Here is a 17,209-nt window from a genome sequence, read left to right on the forward strand (position 1 = left end):
AAACGGAGCATATCACTGATAGATATGCTCCTTTTATTTTATCTATTGAATAAATCGAATATACCACCAATACCGCCTTCACCTTTTGACTGGCCGCCACCGCCTTGTGAAATTGGTGCCGCTGCAAAGACACGACTTGCTAAACGGCTGAATGGTAATGATTGCACCCAGACAGTTCCTGGTCCACGTAATGTAGCGAAGAAAATCCCTTCACCGCCAAACAATGCAGTTTTTACGCCTCCAACAAGTTCAATATCGTAATCTACATTTGAAGTCATCGCAACTAAACATCCTGTATCTACACGTAAAACTTCCCCAGGCTGTAATGTTTTTTCATGAATGGCTCCTCCTGCATGTACAAATGCCATACCATCGCCTTCAAGCTTTTGCATAATGAAGCCTTCACCACCGAAGAAGCCTACACCGATTTTTTTCTGGAATTCTACGCCCACAGAAACACCTTTAGCTGCAGCTAAGAACGCATCTTTTTGACAAATAATTTTCCCGTTTAATTGACTTAAATCCATCGGAATAATCTTACCTGGGTACGGGGAAGCGAAATAAACATGCTTCTTACCTGAGCCAACATTTGTGAATGTCGTCATGAATAAGCTTTCACCTGTTACTAAACGTTTACCAGCACCTAATAATTTGCCCATTAGACCACTTTGTGAGCCGCCTTTTGAACCATCGCCAAAAATAGTTTCCATATGGATGGAGTCATCCATCATCATTAAAGCGCCTGCTTCCGCCACAACTGTTTCTTGTGGATCAAGCTCAACTTGCACATATTGCATGTCGTCACCAAATAACTTGTAGTCAATTTCATGATTATTCATAAGGGATTCCTCCAAAAGTAAATTTATTGATATTCTATACGATTATAAAACACTTTGGTTTCAATAAGAAATTAAATAATTTAGAAAAAAAGGGAATTAAATAGAAAATGGCGAATATAAAAAACTAGAATGTGTATTATTTATTTTCATATAACTAAGGGTGTTATGAATATACATAACCTTAAGCGATTCCTCCTTTTGGAGTATTCTCTAATAGAGGGGAAGCAGTTAAGTGAAAATAAAGCCTCTGGCAATTGTCACTGATAATCATAGTATGACAGGGTATATCACATCTTGAAAATTCGGAATATTGAAGTATTTTATTCTATTAAGATTCATAGATTTTGTACCTGAGGAATACAACTGGTTACAATAGCTGAGGCATCATAGAGTATTTCAGGGGGTGTATGTAGTGGAGATTAAAAACTATATTGGTGGTAAATGGAGCACACATTCACATTTACAAAGTATAGCAGTGACGAACCCTGCAAATGGTGAGCAACTTGCTACCATACCACTATCTACTTCTAATGAGGTAGATGAGGCTGTAGTAGCAGCCAAACAAGCACAAAAGAGCTGGGCACTTGTGCCTGCGCCAAAGCGTGCAGAATTTTTATATGCCATCGGTCAAAAAATGAAAGAAAAAAAGGAATATTTGGCGACCGTTTTAACAAAAGAGATGGGTAAGGTAATTGAAGAAGCAAGAGGAGAAGTGCAAGAAGGAATTGATATGGCCTATTATATGGCAGGAGAGGGTCGTAGGTTGTTTGGTGAAACAACTCCGTCTGAATTGGCCAATAAGTTTGCAATGAGTGTAAGGGCACCAATTGGAGTCGTAGCGCTTATTACACCGTGGAACTTCCCTGTTGCGATCGCCACGTGGAAATCTTTCCCTGCTATTGTGGCGGGTAATACATTCATTTGGAAACCATCAAATGAGACACCTATGATGGCTTGTGAAATGGGTAAAATTTTTGAAGAAGTTGGTTTACCTGATGGAGTAGCAAATATTGTGTTTGGTACAGGACCGACTGTAGGGACTGCGCTCATTGAACACCCTGATGTAAAGGTCATTTCCTTTACTGGGTCGACGACAACAGGCAGTAAAGTAGCGGAGCTTGGCGGTAAACATTTGAAAAAGATTTCCTTAGAGATGGGTGGAAAAAATGCTGTCATTGTTATGGATGACGCAGATCTTCAACTGGCTACAGAGGGTATACTTTGGAGTGCCTTTGGTACCGCTGGTCAAAGATGTACAGCATGTAGCCGAGTAATTGTGCATAAAGATGTTAAAGAGCAATTAGAAAATCGTCTCTTAGATGAAATGCAAAAACTCACAATTGGGAATGGTCTAGACGAAGGAGTTAAAATTGGGCCGGTGATTAATAAAGCTGCATTGGAAAAAATTAATCACTATGTACAAATAGGCAAGCAGGAAGGTGCCACGTTACTAGCTGGTGGTAGAATTTTAAATGAGCCACCATATGACAATGGGTTTTATTACGAGCCTACATTGTTTACGAACGTGAAGCCTGACATGATTATTGCCCAAGAAGAGATTTTTGGTCCTGTCGTTTCTCTAATTGAGGTAGCAAGCTTAGAGGAAGCAATTGAAGTAAATAATGGCGTGAAATTTGGCTTATCAAGCTCAATTTTCTCACAAAATGTTAATACTATTTTCCGCGCACAGCGTGATTTAGACACGGGTATTGTTTATATAAATGCCGGCACAACAGGTGCTGAAATCCATTTACCATTTGGCGGTACAAAAGGAACTGGCAATGGACATCGAGATTCAGGTGTTGCAGCCCTAGATGTATATACGGAGTGGAAGAGCATTTACGTAGACTACAGCGGTAAATTACAAAGAGCACAAATCGATACAGAGTAACAGATCAACGAAAGGGGATGTTCTTGATGAAAGTTGTTGTATTAGGTGCAGGTTTAATGGGTAAAGAGGTAGCTCGTGATTTAATAAAAAATGATAAAGTCGATCGTGTATTTTTAGGTGATATCGATGTAAAAGTGGCACAGGACTTTGTGGATACTTTAAATACAGATAGGGTTGAAGTTGTAGAGCTTCATGCAGAGCACGATGATTCGTTAATGAAGGTCATCTCAAAAGGTGATGTTGTGATCAATGCATTATTTTATTCCTTCAACGAGCGCGTTGCGAGAGCAGCTATTGAAGCGGGTGTACATTCTGTAGATTTAGGTGGCCATATAGGTGGTGTTACCGAAAATATATTAGATCTGCATGAGGAAGCAAAAGCAAAAGGTGTCACAATTATCCCTGACTTAGGTGTTGCTCCAGGTATGATCAATATTCTAGCGGGCTATGGTGCCTCTAAATTAGATGATGTTGAGTCTATTAAACTATTTGTTGGTGGCATTCCAACTGAACCAAAGCCTCCGCTTCATTATACACGCGTATTTTCTTTAGATGGTGTTTTTGATCATTATACTGAGCCTTCAAAAACGATTCAAAAGGGCAAATTACAAGAAGTTCCTTCCCTTTCAGGTGTTGAACCTATTTATTTTGATGATTTCGGTGTGCTTGAGGCATTTTATACATCTGGAGGCATCTCTACATTGTATAAAACATTCCCAAATGTCCGCACATTAGAGTATAAAACAATTCGTTATAAGGGGCATGCAGAGAAGTTTAAGCTATTAGCAGATTTAGGCTTCCTTGATTCAGCGAATAAGGTAGAGGTTGATAATCAAGAGGTGCCTGTTCGTTCTGTAGTTCGTGAGGCGCTTAAAAAGAAACTGGAGCTGGGAACAAAACCAGATGCGGTTCTATTACGTGTCATTGTTGCTGGTGAAAAAGCGCAACAGCAATTGACATATGAATATGAAATGGTTGTGCGTAAGGATATGACTATCAATGAAACAGCGATGGCCCGTGCTACAGCTAATACTATTTCGGTTGTAGCTCAGATGATAGGTGCGGGTGTTATTAAAGAGCACGGTGTTTTCCCGCCTGAATCCGTGGTCCCTGGCGATACGTATATTGAAGAAATGGCCAAACGTGGTGTAGTAATAAAAGAGACGTCTCATAAGTCTGCTATGATTGTGAAATGGTAGGTGCTGACCATGAATTTTGACATGTCCACGGAGCATGAAATGCTACGAAAAACGGTAAGGCAATTTGTTGATGAAGAAATTATTCCCTATATTGCAAAGTGGGATGCTGAAGGGGGCTTTGATGCTAAAATTTGGTCGAGGCTTGCGGAGCTTGGGCTAATGGGCGTTTGTGTGCCAGAGCAGTATGGTGGGAGTGGAATGGATTATAACTCCCTTGCTATTGTGTGCGAGGAGCTGGAGCGTGGAGATACAGCATTCCGAACAGCGGTATCCGTTCACACGGGTCTGAATAGCATGACATTAATGCAATGGGGTACTGAAGATCAAAAGCAGCGCTATCTTATTCCACAGGCAAAAGGAGTACGAATTGGTGCATTTGGTCTTACTGAGCCGGGTGCTGGCTCTGATGTGGCAGCTATGTCTACTACAGCTGTCCGTGATGGGGATCATTATGTCATCAATGGACAGAAAACATGGATTTCCTTATGTGATATAGCTGATCACTTTATCGTTTTTGCCTATACAGATAAGTCCAAGAGACATCATGGTATTAGTGCATTCATTGTTGAACGTTCAATGGCAGGCTTTACATCAAAGGCTATCAAAGGGAAATACGGGATTCGTGCAGGTAATACAGGTGAGCTCTTCTTTGAAGATTTACGTGTGCCAGTAGAAAATCGTCTCGGTGTAGAGGGAGAAGGCTTTAAAATAGCCATGTCTGCCCTAGATAATGGACGTTTCACTGTAGCTGCGGGGGCTGTCGGCTTGATCCAAGCGTGTCTTGAAGCAAGTGTGAAATATTGTCATGAACGAGAAACCTTTGGTAAGCCTATAGGAGAGCATCAGCTTGTCGGACAAATGATCGCTAATATGGAGGCTGGTTACCAGATGAGCCGCCTATTGGTCTATCGTGTTGGTGAGTTGAAAAATAAAGGTGTTCGTAATACTAGAGAAACATCTTTAGCAAAATGGCAGGCGTGCGATTTTGCCAATAAGGCTGCGGATGATGCAGTGCAAATTCATGGTGCATATGGCTATTCAGATGAATATCCAGTTGCGCGCTATCTGCGGAATTCCAAAGCACCTGTTATTTATGAAGGTACGCGAGAAATTCATACCATTATGCAGGCAGATTATGTATTAGGCAGACGCCAAGATAAGCCATTAGCTAATAGGCTGCCAAAATGGCCGTTTGAAGAATAAACGAGGGGGATATTATTCCCTTTCGTTTTTTTGTGTAGGGGTAACCATACCTTAAAAAAATTTCAGAATAATGTAACTTTCCATCTTTTTCTTAGTCTAATGGATAAACAAGTATATGAAGGAGAGGTAAAATAATGAAAAGTAAATGGCTGGCATTCATGTTGATAGCTGTTATAGCAATCGTGCCTGGTATTTTCACATGGGCAATGAATACAGAGGTCACTGCCAAGGCTGCAAGTGTGGGTATGGCTACCCAAAGTTGGCAGGCATCATTCTCTGTAAGCTTAAAGAAAAGTAAAATTACTGAGGACAATGTGTATGTAACGACAGAAAAAGGGAAAAAAGTACCTGCAACGATTGCATTGTTAGAAGATCAAAAAACATTAGTTGTAAAGGAACTTGTACCAGGCAGTTATCAATTACATGTAAAAAAAGAAGCCTTTGCACAGGGAGGACTTAATGTAGCTTCGCAAGTTATTCCATTTACAATTATTGAAACGTTAACAGCCGTTCAATCAGAAAAAGAATTAGAACAATATTTTAAGAATTTGTTAAAGGCGCCTAGAGGTGAAATTAGAGAAGAAGAGATGTCTCAAAGTGCAAAAAGTGAAGATAAAGCAACAGCGAATAACGAGTCTACAACTAATAATCAAGTGGAAGGTGTAGAAGAAGGCGATATTGTTGTTGTCAAAGACGGTTTTATTTTTACTGCAAAAGATCAAAGCATTACAGTTGTGAACGCTAAAGACCCGCAGCATTTAAAACAGGCTGCAAATATTAAGCTGAAAGAGTCGCAATATATTTCAAAGCTTGCGCTATATGATAATTTATTAATAGCAATTGGGGATCAATATATTGAAAAAGCAGGCACGGGAATGGTCACAGCTTCATTTTATGACATTTCCAATCCAAACAAGCCAAAACATATACGCGATGTGGGGCAAGAAGGATATCTAAAGGATATCCGTATTGCAAAAGACACACTCTATTTAATTGGTAATATGTATCCGAACTATTGGGTATTACAACAAGAGCAAAAAGCAGATTTAAAACCAAAAACATATGATAGCTTGACAGGAGAAAAGTTCGAAAGTTTACCTTTAGAAAAAATTTCGATTTTGCCTAATACAATGGATGGTACCTATAGTTTAATTACAGCTATCGATTTAAAAAATGGTGCCAAAACAACGGCTAATACAAAAGGGTACTTGGGCGGCAGTAGTGGACTTTATATGTCAGAGAATGCACTATATTTAACGACACCAATTTATGAAGGTAATAACGCCATACCATTAGAAAAACGCGCTATGGATATGATATGGATGCCGAAAGCGGCTGACACGCAAATTTTCAAATGGAATATAGATGGAACAACATTGAATTTCACTGGTAGTACTGAAGTAAAGGGGACTGTTTTAAATCAATATTCTATGGATGAATATAAGGGTAACTTACGAATCTTTACAACAGAAGGTAATACGTGGGATGAGAAAAGTACCTCCTATAACCACCTCTTTATTTTAGATGAATATTTAAAAGCTTTAGGTACAGTGAAAAATATGGCACCTGGGGAAAAGATTTATTCTGCTCGTTTTATGGGAGATAAGGCATATGTGGTGACATTTAAAGAAGTCGATCCACTGTTTGTCATTGATGTAGCAAATCCGAAAAAACCAGCGGTCCTAGGGGAGTTAAAAATTCCGGGCTTTAGTAATTACCTGCATCCATTAGATGAAACACATTTAATTGGTATCGGCTATGATACAGAACAACGTTATGATTCGTATACGAAGCGCAATTTTACGGTGACGACGAATATGAAGATGTCATTATTTGATGTATCAGACTTCAAAAATCCAAAAGAACAATCCACCGTGAAAATTGGCGGAAAGGGATCCTATTCTGAAGTTCAATACAATCCAAAAGCGCTATTCCGAAATAAGGAATACAACTACTTTGGCTTCCCAGTTGTCCAATATGAAGCGGGTAAAGGAGACAACATTGTTTATAAAGGTCAGGGTGCTCAAATTTATGAAATTACTGCAGATAAAGGCATTACTCTAAAAGGGAATATTATGAATGCTACGAACGGTGAGCCATATGAGAATTGGGAGCAGGTCGTACAAAGGGTTGTTTATATAGAGGACGCTCTTTATACAGTAGCGCGTAATGAAGTGAAGAGCTATCAGTTAAAAGACTTTAAACCTCTAGATACATTAATCATTAAATGACAAAAAAGTCCGATGAATTCAAATAGAATTCATTGGACTTTTCTTTGTGGTGGATCTTACTTTTGACGGTAGGGCAAAATCTCAGAAACTGTTACAAATTCATAGCCCTGACCTTGTAAATAAGCAAGAACAGCATCGAGGCCATCTGCAGTAGATTGATGGATATCATGCATTAGTACTATTGCATTATTGTGTAGATTATTTTTTACATTTGGCAATAATTGCTGTGCATTGCGATGCTTCCAATCTAATGTATCAATTGTCCAAAGCACGACTGGAACAGGAATCTCAGCGTCAATCGTGTCATTAGTTGCTCCATAAGGTGGTCTGAAAACAGTGGCACCGTGATTAATAGCCTTCTCTATTTCAGAGGCTGTTGTATTATACTCTTTCATCACTTGTTCTTGCGTAAGTTTCGTTAAAACCGGGTGATTCCATGAGTGATTGCCGATTTCATGCCCACGTGCAAGTACATCTCTTGCAATGTCAGGATAATATTGTACACGACTACCAAGCATAAAGAAGGTTGCTTTTGCGTGATATTTATCGAGAATGTTTAATATCTGCTCTGTCACCTTTGGGTGTGGACCATCATCAAATGTCAGCGCAATTCGTTTTTTATTTGGATCACCAGTGGGTGGTGGTGTAATTGGTTTAACATTTTCCATAGCAATTTGAAAATCAGAGGCTAACAATGGGTTAATGAGCGAAAGTGGTAGTTTCACTATTGGGGCACCTGCTGACCCGCTAGCAATCTCATATTCATCGAAATAGAATTGCAACGAATCGTCTGCAATTGCAAAGCGAGTGAAGTTGGACCATTTTGGTTCAGTAGCTTTTAATAATTCATCCTTTAAAAGCTCATCCTTTATTTGGAGATTCTTCTGCAAATCTTTTCGCACATTTGCGGCTAACGTCGATAAATTATTCTCGTCATTTTGTAATAATGTTTGAATAGTTATTTGCTCGCCAGTTTCGTTATTAATAAAGAATGTTTTCGTTGTGACCTCATGGTTAGCTCCACCTACGTAAAGCATCTTTGTTAGCACAAATGAATAGTAATGCTCTCGGTACGGAAATGTTTCAAGACTAATATTTAATTCACCCATAACTTCTTTATCTTTTTTCATAGAGGCTAGATAGTTTTCTTTTGAATCCGTTATGTATTGTAATACGGCATCATTAAAAACTTCGTTATCTGTTTGTGGGTAATGAATGGCAAAAGGTGTACGTTTATCATTAGAAACATCTGTTACAATTCGTATCCCTGGAAACGCAGAACTTTCCGTTGATATATTACTATTAACCGATTCTGTATCGGTTTCTTTTGAAGCACTAATTTTTTGAAACTTAAATTCATCCTTAGATAGGATAATAACGAGTATAATAGTTGTTAAAGCTACAATGAGGCCAAGTAATAAAAAATCTATTATTGGGCCGCGTTTTTTTCTGCGTTCCTGCATGGTGTTGGATACGCTCCCCTCAATTTTATTTTCTATACAATCAGACGTGCCAATCATGAAAAAAGTTATACAAATCTATAAACTTTTATTGTTAATTTATAGAAATTAATGCTAGCCATTTTTCCTTCTTGAAGTAGTATATCGAACGTGGTTATACTACTGTATTAGTGGATAAAAAATCCTTACTAAAAATAGAACAACCAAAGATCAATTATGTAAAATTAAATTGAAAAAACCCAATCTTTTGGCTGAAATTTTCAGTTGTGTTTTTAATGGCAGTTCGATACTATTGGCAAGGAACATTTTGAAGGAGGCAGATAGCTGCAATGGTCTTACAAGAAGCGGATAATGAACTTACGATTGACTGTTTGTTGCTTGCAGGGCGTATTATGATTGAAAGTGGTGCAGAAACATACCGTGTGGAGGATACGATGCTGAGGATGGCACATTCTCAAAATATGCCGAATGCTCAATGTTATGCCACACCGACTGGAATCATTTTTTCGTTAGGCAAGACACAGCCAACGAGAATTTCATCAATTTCCAGCAGGGTTACAGATTTACAAAAAATAGCCTTGGTAAATTCAGTATCTCGGAGACTCACATCTCACATGATAACATTAGAAGAAGCTTATGACGAGCTAAAGTCGATACAAAAAACAAATTATTTTTTACCAACCTATTTACAAGTTATTGCGGCCGCTTTTGCAAGTGGTTGTTTCCTTATTATGTTTAAGGGTGGGTGGTCCGATTTTCCTATCGCTGTTTTAGCAGGGGGGTTAGGCTTCCTAATGCTTGTAATAACGAATCATTTAACAAAAGTTAAATTTTTTTCTGAATTTACAGCATCACTCGTTCTCGGCTTTGTTGCCTTCTTCGCAGTAAAGTATGGTTACGGGACAGAGCTAGATAAAATCATCATTAGTTCTGTTATGCCGCTCGTACCAGGAATTTTGATTACGAATGCAGTTCGTGATTTAATGGCAGGTCATTTTATGTCAGGGATGGCAAAAGGAGCAGAAGCCTTTTTAACTGCCTTTGCCATAGGGGCAGCTATTGCCGTCACCCTAGGATTTTAGGAGGCGACTAGCATGCACACAATGGACATTATCATACAATTAATTGTTAGTTTTTTTGCTACAGCTGGGATTGCCATCATTTTTAATGTACCTAGAAAGACGCTACTTCATTGTGGTCTTGTTGGGGTAATTGGCTGGATTATTTATTATATTTTAACAGAGCAAGGAATGGATGTTGTTAAAGCCTCTTTCTTTGGTTCGTTTGTCATTGCCATCGTGGCTCATCTATATGCGCGTCGATTTAAAATACCGATGATTATTTTTATTGTTGGTGGAATCATTCCGTTAGTGCCAGGAGGCATGGCCTATAATGCCATGAGAAATGTTGTAGAGGATGATTATTTACAAGGCTTACAATATGGTTTAAAGGCATTTTTAATAACAGGGGCAATTGTTATTGGACTTGTCTTTGCAGAAGTAATTATTCAACTCATTTTCCGTTCAGTCCGTTCAAGTAAGGTGAAATTCCAAAAGGTCTATAAAAAATAAAAATAGGAGGCTGCATGTATGCTACGCAGCCTCCTATTTATTGTATTATTTTTTTACAAGCAATGCTTCGATTTCATCTGATGTTACAGGCTTACTAATATAGTAGCCTTGAATAGCATCGCAACCATAAGTAATTAACAAATCAGCCTGTTCCGCCGTTTCGACACCTTCAGCTACTACTTTAAGTTCCATGGATTTACCTAGCTGTACCATACCGTTCATAAGCTTTTGGCTCTTTTCGGATTTTAACAGAGAATTAGTAAATGTTTTATCGATTTTTACTGTATCTATTGGTAAAATTTGCATATATCTAAATGATCCATAGCCCGTACCGAAATCATCTAATATAAAGGAAATGCCTTCGTTTTCTAATTTGCGCATTTGCTGAGCAATAGATGTTGCAGCTTCTGCCTCTAACGCGAATTTTTCAGTGATTTCAATTTGCAGGAGGTTTGCTGGACAGCCTGTTTTAGCAATCATTTCAAGAATGGACTTAGCCATATTTTTATCACGGAACTCTCGTACAGAAGAGTTGATGGATACTTTTAAATCATGGCCAGCTTTTTTCCAAATTAACGCCTGTTCACACGCTCTCTCTAGCATAAAGGAACCGATATTATTAATTAGTCCTGTTTCTTCCGCAATTGGAATTAATTCATCAGGTGAAACCACACCAATCACTTCATCTTCCCAACGTACAAGTGCCTCAACAGCTGTAATTTTTCCAGAATAAACATCGATTTGTGGCTGATATAGGACCTTTAAATTCTTTTGATCAAGCGCTTGTAGTAATCGCTTTTCAATTAACGCTTTTCGATTTAAAGCTTTATGTGTCGCTGTTGATAGTGACACAATTTTATCTCCCCCAGCTTCACGCACAGTTGAAATAGTAGCAATAGACGCTTTCATAAGCTGAGAAAATGTTGTTTGATCTTCAGGATATCTAGTGATACCACCACTAATAGAGATTGGCACAGCAATATTGCCACTGTAAATAGGGTGCTGTTGTAAGTATGATAAAAAGCCTTGAATAAACCATTCACTTAAAGGTGTGATGACTACAAAATCATTTTCATTGATACGCGCCATCGTGCTATCTTGGAAATACATCTTAATACGATTTGTAAATTCAATAATTAGGCTTTGATCGATTTGTTGATCGTGTAGTTCTTTTAAAGTATAAAATTTATCAATACTTAAATAAACAAATGAAAAGTGTCTGTCATCCTCAATCATATTGCTAATGACCTTTTCAAGTCGGTGGGCATTCATCAGCCCAGTTTCCGTGTCGATATAAGCTATTTTCTCAAGTTGGTGTTGGATAGTTTTTGATTTAGTAATATCCTTTTCAATTAAGAAAAATTGTTGTTCACCTGTTTCCAGATTAAAGGTTGGGATAGCCGTTAGTAATACCCAATAGGATTGTCCCGCTTTGGTGATTTTTTCAACTTCACCTTGCCATGTGTGCCCGTTGTTTAAATTACGCCAGATAATATTTGTCACTTTTTCACTACGATCATTATCTGGGAACAACTGCCAAAATGTTTTGCCGATAACACGCTTTGGCGTCCATTGGCTTGTTTTTAGAAATTCATTATTACATTCTAAGATGAAACCATCGTGGTCAAGTGTTACAGTCATAAATGTAGCATTCAATCCTTGTTTAAGGTCTACAAATGTACTGCAATGAGAGACGGCATTAGTCATTAATTCTGGCAGCATAAAAATCATGAGAATCAAACGTTCTCCTTGCTCTGTATAAGGTTTAGCAAGCAGTGCTGTCGACATTTCTGTTTTTAAAGAGGTGTGAATTTGAATTTTTTCTATATACGTACTTTCCTCGCTTTGGAGGATAGCTTGAAAAGTTTCTCCAGGAAGCTGACGTAGTAGATTTTCGTGTATAGATGGAGTAGTATTTCCTGTAATATCATTAGTTGATAAACCAATCAGATGTTCAGCGCTCTTTCCCCAGATAGTGGCTTGTCCATCTTGATTTAAGATAATTGCAGGAAAAGGAAGTGAATTTAAATAATGTTCATCAATCGTAAATGATTTATGCATATGACTCATGAGTTTTCGATCTCCTTGGGTAATCAATATATACTAATATTATAGATAATTATATGGAATTAGTCATTATGAATATATTTGTAAATATTTGATAATGAAAAGAATTAGGACTTTTCTAATGATATTTAAGAAAAGATTTGAAGAAAAGTAACATTTTTTAGTACGTATATAGGAAGCAGGATTGGTATGCAACGTTTAAAAGGAATAATATTTATCGTTTCGGGTGCTATGTTATGGGGAGCGACTGGCCCCTTGATGGAGTGGTTACTGAACCATACATCATTGACTGTTTCCTTTATGTTAACAATCCGTTTATCGGTTGCAGGTATGATACTAATTACATATTTACTGTTAACGGGAAAAAATATTTTTGGTATTTGGCAGCACAAACTATGGGGTAGACAGCTCATTGTCTTTGGTATTGTAGGTATGCTAGGTGTTCAATTTGCATTTGTAGCAGCGATTCATGAAAGTAATGCAGTGCTAGCGACCTTACTCCAGTTTCTAGCGCCAATATTTGTTGTGGCATATGTCTCTCTTAGTTTAAAGAAATGGCCACCAAAATATCAAGTAATAGGAATTATTGGTACCCTTATGGGGTTATTTCTACTACTAACGAACGCATCATTTGAAAGTTTGCTTATTAGTCCAAAAGCATTGCTATGGGGTGTAGCAGTAGGTTTAACCTTTGCTTTTTACACATTATATCCTGCGCGTTTAATGAGAGAGTGGAATGTGTTGTTAGTAGTTGGCTGGGGGATGCTAATAGGTGGGCTCACATTAGGTATAGTGAGTCGGGTATGGCTGTCTAACCAATGGGTCGTTTTTACTGATTTTAAAACACTACTTTTAATGGTTGCTTTAATATTTTTTGGAACAGTCGCTTTCATATTGTTTTTAAGTAGTATGAAATATATAACAGCTGTAGAGACGAGTATCCTCTCCAGCATTGAACCATTAACGGCTATGATTATTTCAGTTATTGTCTTTGGTACTTCTTTAGGATTCTGGCAATTAGTAGGGGTATTCGTTATGCTTGTGTGTGTAACATGGCTTTCAATCGCAGGTGAGAAAGCATAAATATACTATTGTGGTAGTAATTTTTAACTAGCTATAAATTTCATCTTAGGACAAGGGGGAAAGAATGTGAAAGAAATTTTTTCCTATGTAAGACCTTATAAATGGACAGCTATTTTTGCTTTATGTTTAATGTTGTTAGAGTTGTTTGTAGAGCTTGTACAGCCACTTATTATGGCCAAAATCATTGATGACGGGGTAAGAGCTCAAAATCACGAAATGATTATGCAATGGGGTGCTGTTTTACTCGTACTTTCATTTGTTGCCTTTATGGCGGGTATCGTAAATTCTTACTTTTCATCTCATACTGCTCAAAGCTTTTCTTATGATCTACGAAATGCCATGTTTGATAAAATCCAATCCTTTACACTGGCAACCTATCAAAAATTTTCTACGGCATCTCTCATTACGAGATTAACGAATGATGTCACACAAGTGCAAACGGTGCTGTTTATGAGCTTACGTATTATGCTTCGGGCACCTCTTGCTGTGATAGGAAGCATAGTAATGGCTTTTATTGTGAATGCAAAATTAGCCTTATTTTTAGTCATAGGTGCACCTATCATTTTAATTTTCCTTATTTTTATGGTCGCAAAGGGCGTATCTTATTTTGGACGGGTGCAGAAAAGAGTCGACCGTTTAAATAGGGTTTTGCAGGAGAATTTACAGGCCATACGTTTAGTAAAAGCATACTTACGGGGGACATATGAGGCTTCACGCTTTGATGAAGTTGCATCTCGTTTGAAATTCGATACTGTCAAGGCTTTACGCATAATGGAGTACATTATGCCAGCTCTTTTATTCATTATGAATATGAGTCTGCTCGCCGTCCTATGGTTTGGTACAAAACAAGTTGCGGCAGGGACAACACCACTTGGAGATATTGTAGCGATTGTTAACTATGCGATGCGTATGACAGGCTCGTTTTCAATGTTCGCTTTTATTATTATTTTTTATGCGCGTGCAAAGGCTTCAGCTGAGCGTATGGCAGAAGTTCTTTCTACAGAAAATGAGGTTGAAGATGTTTCATTTTCAGAGGAAATCAGCCGTAGTAAACATTATGGTGAATTAACGTTTGAACATGTTAGTTTTACGTATCCAGGCGGAGAGGTGTCAGTCCTATCAGACGTCAATTTCCAAGTTAAATCGGGTGAAAAATTAGCGATTATGGGGGCAACCGGTGCTGGTAAATCCACTTTATTACAGCTTATTCCGCGTTTTTATGAAGTAACAGAAGGAAGAATACTAGTAGAAGGACAGGATGTTCAACAGTGGGATTTACAAGAATTACGTGAAGTCATTGGGTATGTCCCTCAGCAGTCCTTATTATTTACAGGCAGTATTGCAGATAATGTGCGTTGGGGAGATACGCATGCTGAAATGGACGCTGTACTACAGGCTACGATGCAGGCTCAAATACATGCATCCGTTGAGGATTTTCCAAATGGTTATGATACAAAGGTTGGGCAAAAAGGGGTCAACTTATCAGGAGGGCAAAAACAAAGGCTATCCATTGCGAGAGCACTCTTGAGAAAGGGACATATATTAATGCTCGATGATAGTACAAGTGCATTGGATGTTAAAACAGAACAGGCACTTTGGGAGGCACTGAGCGAAGAACATGCTACGATGCTTGTGGTCACGCAAAAAATTCGTACCGCTAAAGGTGCAGACCGTATTTTACTGATTGATGCTGGAAAAGTAGTTGCCTATGGAACCCATGAAGAGCTTTTACAATGTTCCTCACTTTATAAAAAAATTGCAGTCTCTCAACAGGAGGTGGAGGAATAATGGGATTTTTCCAAAAACCTTTTGGCTATGAGCCGATTTTGACTAAAGATGATCTTCAGAAGGCTGTGAAGAAAAAGAAAGGGCCACGAGCAAGTGATTGGAAAAGTACATTGCTACGGTTATGGAAAATTGTCGATGAGCAACGAGCACTCCTAATTGTAGTTCTTTTACTAGTGATGACTAGTTCAATTTTGGCTTTGATAGGTCCCTATGTAATTGGACAAATGATTGATCACTATGTTATGCATGGAGAGCTAGCTGGCTTAGGCAAGGGGATTGTATTATTGATCTGCATTTATTTGTTGCTGGCCGTCTCCCTGTTCCTACAAAATTATTGGATGATTGGTATTGCTCAGCAAACGATTTATAGGCTAAGAACAACTGTATTTGGTCATTTTCAACGACTGCCGATTGCCTTCTTTGATCGTCGTCAGCATGGCGAATTAATGAGCCGTATGACGAATGATATAGAAGCTGTCAGCTCAACGCTGAATAGCTCCTTTATTCAGGTGTTTTCAAGTGTACTAACGCTTGGAGGAACGATTATTATTATGCTGAGCTTAAGTCCATTACTAACCATTTTAACTATGACCATTATTCCCATTATGTTTTGGGCAATGCGTTGGATTACACGTCGAACTGCTCCTTTATTTAAGGAGCAACAAGCAGCTATTGGGGCTCTGAACGGCATGATAGAAGAAACCATATCTGGACAGCGCATTGTGAAGGCTTTTTCCCAAGAGGAACGAATGAAGGCAGAGTTTCAGGAAAAAAGCTTGCGGTTAAGAAGAACGGGATTTTGGGCACAGACATATTCTGGCTATATTCCAAAGGTCATGAACTTTTTAAATAATATGAGCTTTACTATTGTCGCGGGTATCGGGGGCTTACTTGCTTTGTATGGGCATGTGTCAATAGGGGTTATCGTTATATTTACAGAATATGCTCGGCAATTTACACGCCCATTAAATGATTTAGCCAACCAATTTAATACAGTGCTATCAGCTATTGCTGGTGCTGAGAGAGTATTTGCGTTACTGGACGAACAACCAGAAGGAGAATCTACCTCAGCGAAAAAACATCAGCTATTGGGACATGTAGCTTTTAAGCAGGTGTATTTTAAATATGAACAAGACCAGGAATCTTACACATTAAAAAATGTTGATTTTAAAGTGGAGCCTGGGCAGACGGTAGCGCTTGTAGGAGCTACAGGAGCAGGGAAAACGACAATCCTTCAGCTTATTGCAAGATTCTATGAAGTGACAAAGGGCGAAGTGTTATTTGATGGCATTAATGTTCAGGAAATTGATCGTCCATCCTTGCGTTCCCAAATGGCTTTTGTATTGCAGGATCCATTTTTATTTGAGGCAACGGTTCGTGAAAATATTCGATATGGTCAATTAGATGCAAGTGATGCTGATATTGAGGAAGCAGCAAAGCGTGCTAATGCACATGATTTTATCATGAAGCTTAAGGATGGATACGATACGATTCTTGCTGCAGATGGACGAGAAATTTCACAAGGCCAAAAACAATTACTATCAATAGCACGTGCACTTATTGCGGACCCGAAAATTTTATTGTTAGATGAAGCGACAAGCAGTATCGACACAGTAACAGAAATGGCGATTCAAGAGGCACTTGATACATTAATGCAAGGCCGCACTAGCTTTGTTATTGCACATCGATTAAATACAGTGCATAATGCAGACATGGTGTTAGTTATGCATAAAGGTGAGCTAGTGGAAGCTGGTCCACAGCAAAAACTAATTGAATCGGGCGGTTTATATGCTCAAATGCTTCATTCATCCTCCCATCATTTAGAAGAATAGCCATTGACAACTATGAAAAGAGTAATTTCATTTGAAATTACTCTT

General features: G+C 38.4%; 12 protein-coding genes. 9 read left to right on the forward strand and 3 right to left on the reverse strand.

Going from position 1 to position 17,209, the window contains the following annotated elements:
* Positions 1 to 38: 38 nt before the first annotated feature.
* Positions 39 to 839, reverse strand: a complete 801-nt coding sequence (locus AC1Q6O_RS00645) for a TIGR00266 family protein (protein ID WP_008176191.1) — start codon at positions 837 to 839, stop codon at positions 39 to 41.
* 412 nt (positions 840 to 1,251) lie between these two features.
* Here AC1Q6O_RS00645 and AC1Q6O_RS00650 point away from each other — a divergent pair, with 412 nt between their 5' ends.
* The 4 genes from AC1Q6O_RS00650 (at position 1,252) to AC1Q6O_RS00665 (ending at position 7,363) form a co-directional block, all read left to right on the forward strand.
* Positions 1,252 to 2,730: an aldehyde dehydrogenase family protein gene (locus AC1Q6O_RS00650; protein ID WP_043990092.1), complete on the forward strand. Its 1,479-nt coding sequence runs from the start codon at positions 1,252 to 1,254 to the stop codon at positions 2,728 to 2,730.
* A 26-nt stretch (positions 2,731 to 2,756) separates the two neighbouring features.
* On the forward strand, positions 2,757 to 3,929 hold the full coding sequence (locus AC1Q6O_RS00655; protein WP_008176188.1) for a saccharopine dehydrogenase family protein: 1,173 nt from the start codon (positions 2,757 to 2,759) through the stop codon (positions 3,927 to 3,929).
* A 9-nt stretch (positions 3,930 to 3,938) separates the two neighbouring features.
* The gene (locus tag AC1Q6O_RS00660) at positions 3,939 to 5,132 is read left to right on the forward strand and encodes an acyl-CoA dehydrogenase family protein (RefSeq protein ID WP_089985953.1); all 1,194 of its coding nucleotides are present in this window, start codon (positions 3,939 to 3,941) and stop codon (positions 5,130 to 5,132) included.
* A 134-nt stretch (positions 5,133 to 5,266) separates the two neighbouring features.
* On the forward strand, positions 5,267 to 7,363 hold the full coding sequence (locus AC1Q6O_RS00665; RefSeq protein ID WP_492400869.1) for a beta-propeller domain-containing protein: 2,097 nt from the start codon (positions 5,267 to 5,269) through the stop codon (positions 7,361 to 7,363).
* A 56-nt stretch (positions 7,364 to 7,419) separates the two neighbouring features.
* On the opposite strand, the gene AC1Q6O_RS00670 is transcribed toward AC1Q6O_RS00665, so the two are convergent.
* Complete coding sequence (locus tag AC1Q6O_RS00670) at positions 7,420 to 8,826, reverse strand: polysaccharide deacetylase family protein (RefSeq protein WP_043990091.1); 1,407 nt, start codon at positions 8,824 to 8,826, stop codon at positions 7,420 to 7,422.
* 326 nt (positions 8,827 to 9,152) lie between these two features.
* On the opposite strand from AC1Q6O_RS00670, the gene AC1Q6O_RS00675 reads away from it, so the two are divergent.
* Positions 9,153 to 9,905 carry a threonine/serine exporter family protein gene (locus tag AC1Q6O_RS00675; RefSeq protein ID WP_025115515.1) on the forward strand — a complete coding sequence of 251 codons (753 nt, stop codon included), beginning with the start codon at positions 9,153 to 9,155 and terminating at the stop codon, positions 9,903 to 9,905.
* A gap of 12 nt (positions 9,906 to 9,917) precedes the next feature.
* Complete coding sequence (locus AC1Q6O_RS00680) at positions 9,918 to 10,394, forward strand: threonine/serine exporter family protein (protein ID WP_089985955.1); 477 nt, start codon at positions 9,918 to 9,920, stop codon at positions 10,392 to 10,394.
* 45 nt (positions 10,395 to 10,439) lie between these two features.
* On the opposite strand, the gene AC1Q6O_RS00685 is transcribed toward AC1Q6O_RS00680, so the two are convergent.
* Complete coding sequence (locus tag AC1Q6O_RS00685; RefSeq protein ID WP_089985956.1) at positions 10,440 to 12,464, reverse strand: EAL domain-containing protein; 2,025 nt, start codon at positions 12,462 to 12,464, stop codon at positions 10,440 to 10,442.
* Positions 12,465 to 12,650: 186 nt separating this feature from the next.
* Between AC1Q6O_RS00685 and AC1Q6O_RS00690 the strand changes: the two genes are divergently transcribed.
* The 3 genes from AC1Q6O_RS00690 (at position 12,651) to AC1Q6O_RS00700 (ending at position 17,164) form a co-directional block, all read left to right on the forward strand.
* Positions 12,651 to 13,544 carry a DMT family transporter gene (locus tag AC1Q6O_RS00690; RefSeq protein WP_089985957.1) on the forward strand — a complete coding sequence of 298 codons (894 nt, stop codon included), beginning with the start codon at positions 12,651 to 12,653 and terminating at the stop codon, positions 13,542 to 13,544.
* 66 nt (positions 13,545 to 13,610) lie between these two features.
* Positions 13,611 to 15,332 carry an ABC transporter ATP-binding protein gene (locus AC1Q6O_RS00695; protein ID WP_089985958.1) on the forward strand — a complete coding sequence of 574 codons (1,722 nt, stop codon included), beginning with the start codon at positions 13,611 to 13,613 and terminating at the stop codon, positions 15,330 to 15,332.
* The gene (locus tag AC1Q6O_RS00700; protein ID WP_008176175.1) at positions 15,332 to 17,164 is read left to right on the forward strand and encodes an ABC transporter ATP-binding protein; all 1,833 of its coding nucleotides are present in this window, start codon (positions 15,332 to 15,334) and stop codon (positions 17,162 to 17,164) included. The genes AC1Q6O_RS00695 and AC1Q6O_RS00700 overlap by 1 nt, the downstream gene beginning before the upstream one ends.
* Positions 17,165 to 17,209: the final 45 nt, after the last annotated feature.

This window comes from Lysinibacillus sp. GW823-FHT06C08 (assembly GCF_058795135.1).

What these genes read in the sequence shown, in the direction of transcription:
- AC1Q6O_RS00645 (WP_008176191.1), bottom strand. Translation starts at nt 839, where the DNA reads ATGAATAATCATGAAATTGACTACAAGTTATTTGGTGACGACATGCAA.
- AC1Q6O_RS00655 (WP_008176188.1), top strand. Translation starts at nt 2,757, where the DNA reads ATGAAAGTTGTTGTATTAGGTGCAGGTTTAATGGGTAAAGAGGTAGCT.
- AC1Q6O_RS00660 (WP_089985953.1), top strand. Translation starts at nt 3,939, where the DNA reads ATGAATTTTGACATGTCCACGGAGCATGAAATGCTACGAAAAACGGTA.
- AC1Q6O_RS00665 (WP_492400869.1), top strand. Translation starts at nt 5,267, where the DNA reads ATGAAAAGTAAATGGCTGGCATTCATGTTGATAGCTGTTATAGCAATC.
- AC1Q6O_RS00670 (WP_043990091.1), bottom strand. Translation starts at nt 8,826, where the DNA reads ATGCAGGAACGCAGAAAAAAACGCGGCCCAATAATAGATTTTTTATTA.
- AC1Q6O_RS00675 (WP_025115515.1), top strand. Translation starts at nt 9,153, where the DNA reads ATGGTCTTACAAGAAGCGGATAATGAACTTACGATTGACTGTTTGTTG.
- AC1Q6O_RS00680 (WP_089985955.1), top strand. Translation starts at nt 9,918, where the DNA reads ATGCACACAATGGACATTATCATACAATTAATTGTTAGTTTTTTTGCT.
- AC1Q6O_RS00685 (WP_089985956.1), bottom strand. Translation starts at nt 12,464, where the DNA reads ATGAGTCATATGCATAAATCATTTACGATTGATGAACATTATTTAAAT.
- AC1Q6O_RS00690 (WP_089985957.1), top strand. Translation starts at nt 12,651, where the DNA reads ATGCAACGTTTAAAAGGAATAATATTTATCGTTTCGGGTGCTATGTTA.
- AC1Q6O_RS00700 (WP_008176175.1), top strand. Translation starts at nt 15,332, where the DNA reads ATGGGATTTTTCCAAAAACCTTTTGGCTATGAGCCGATTTTGACTAAA.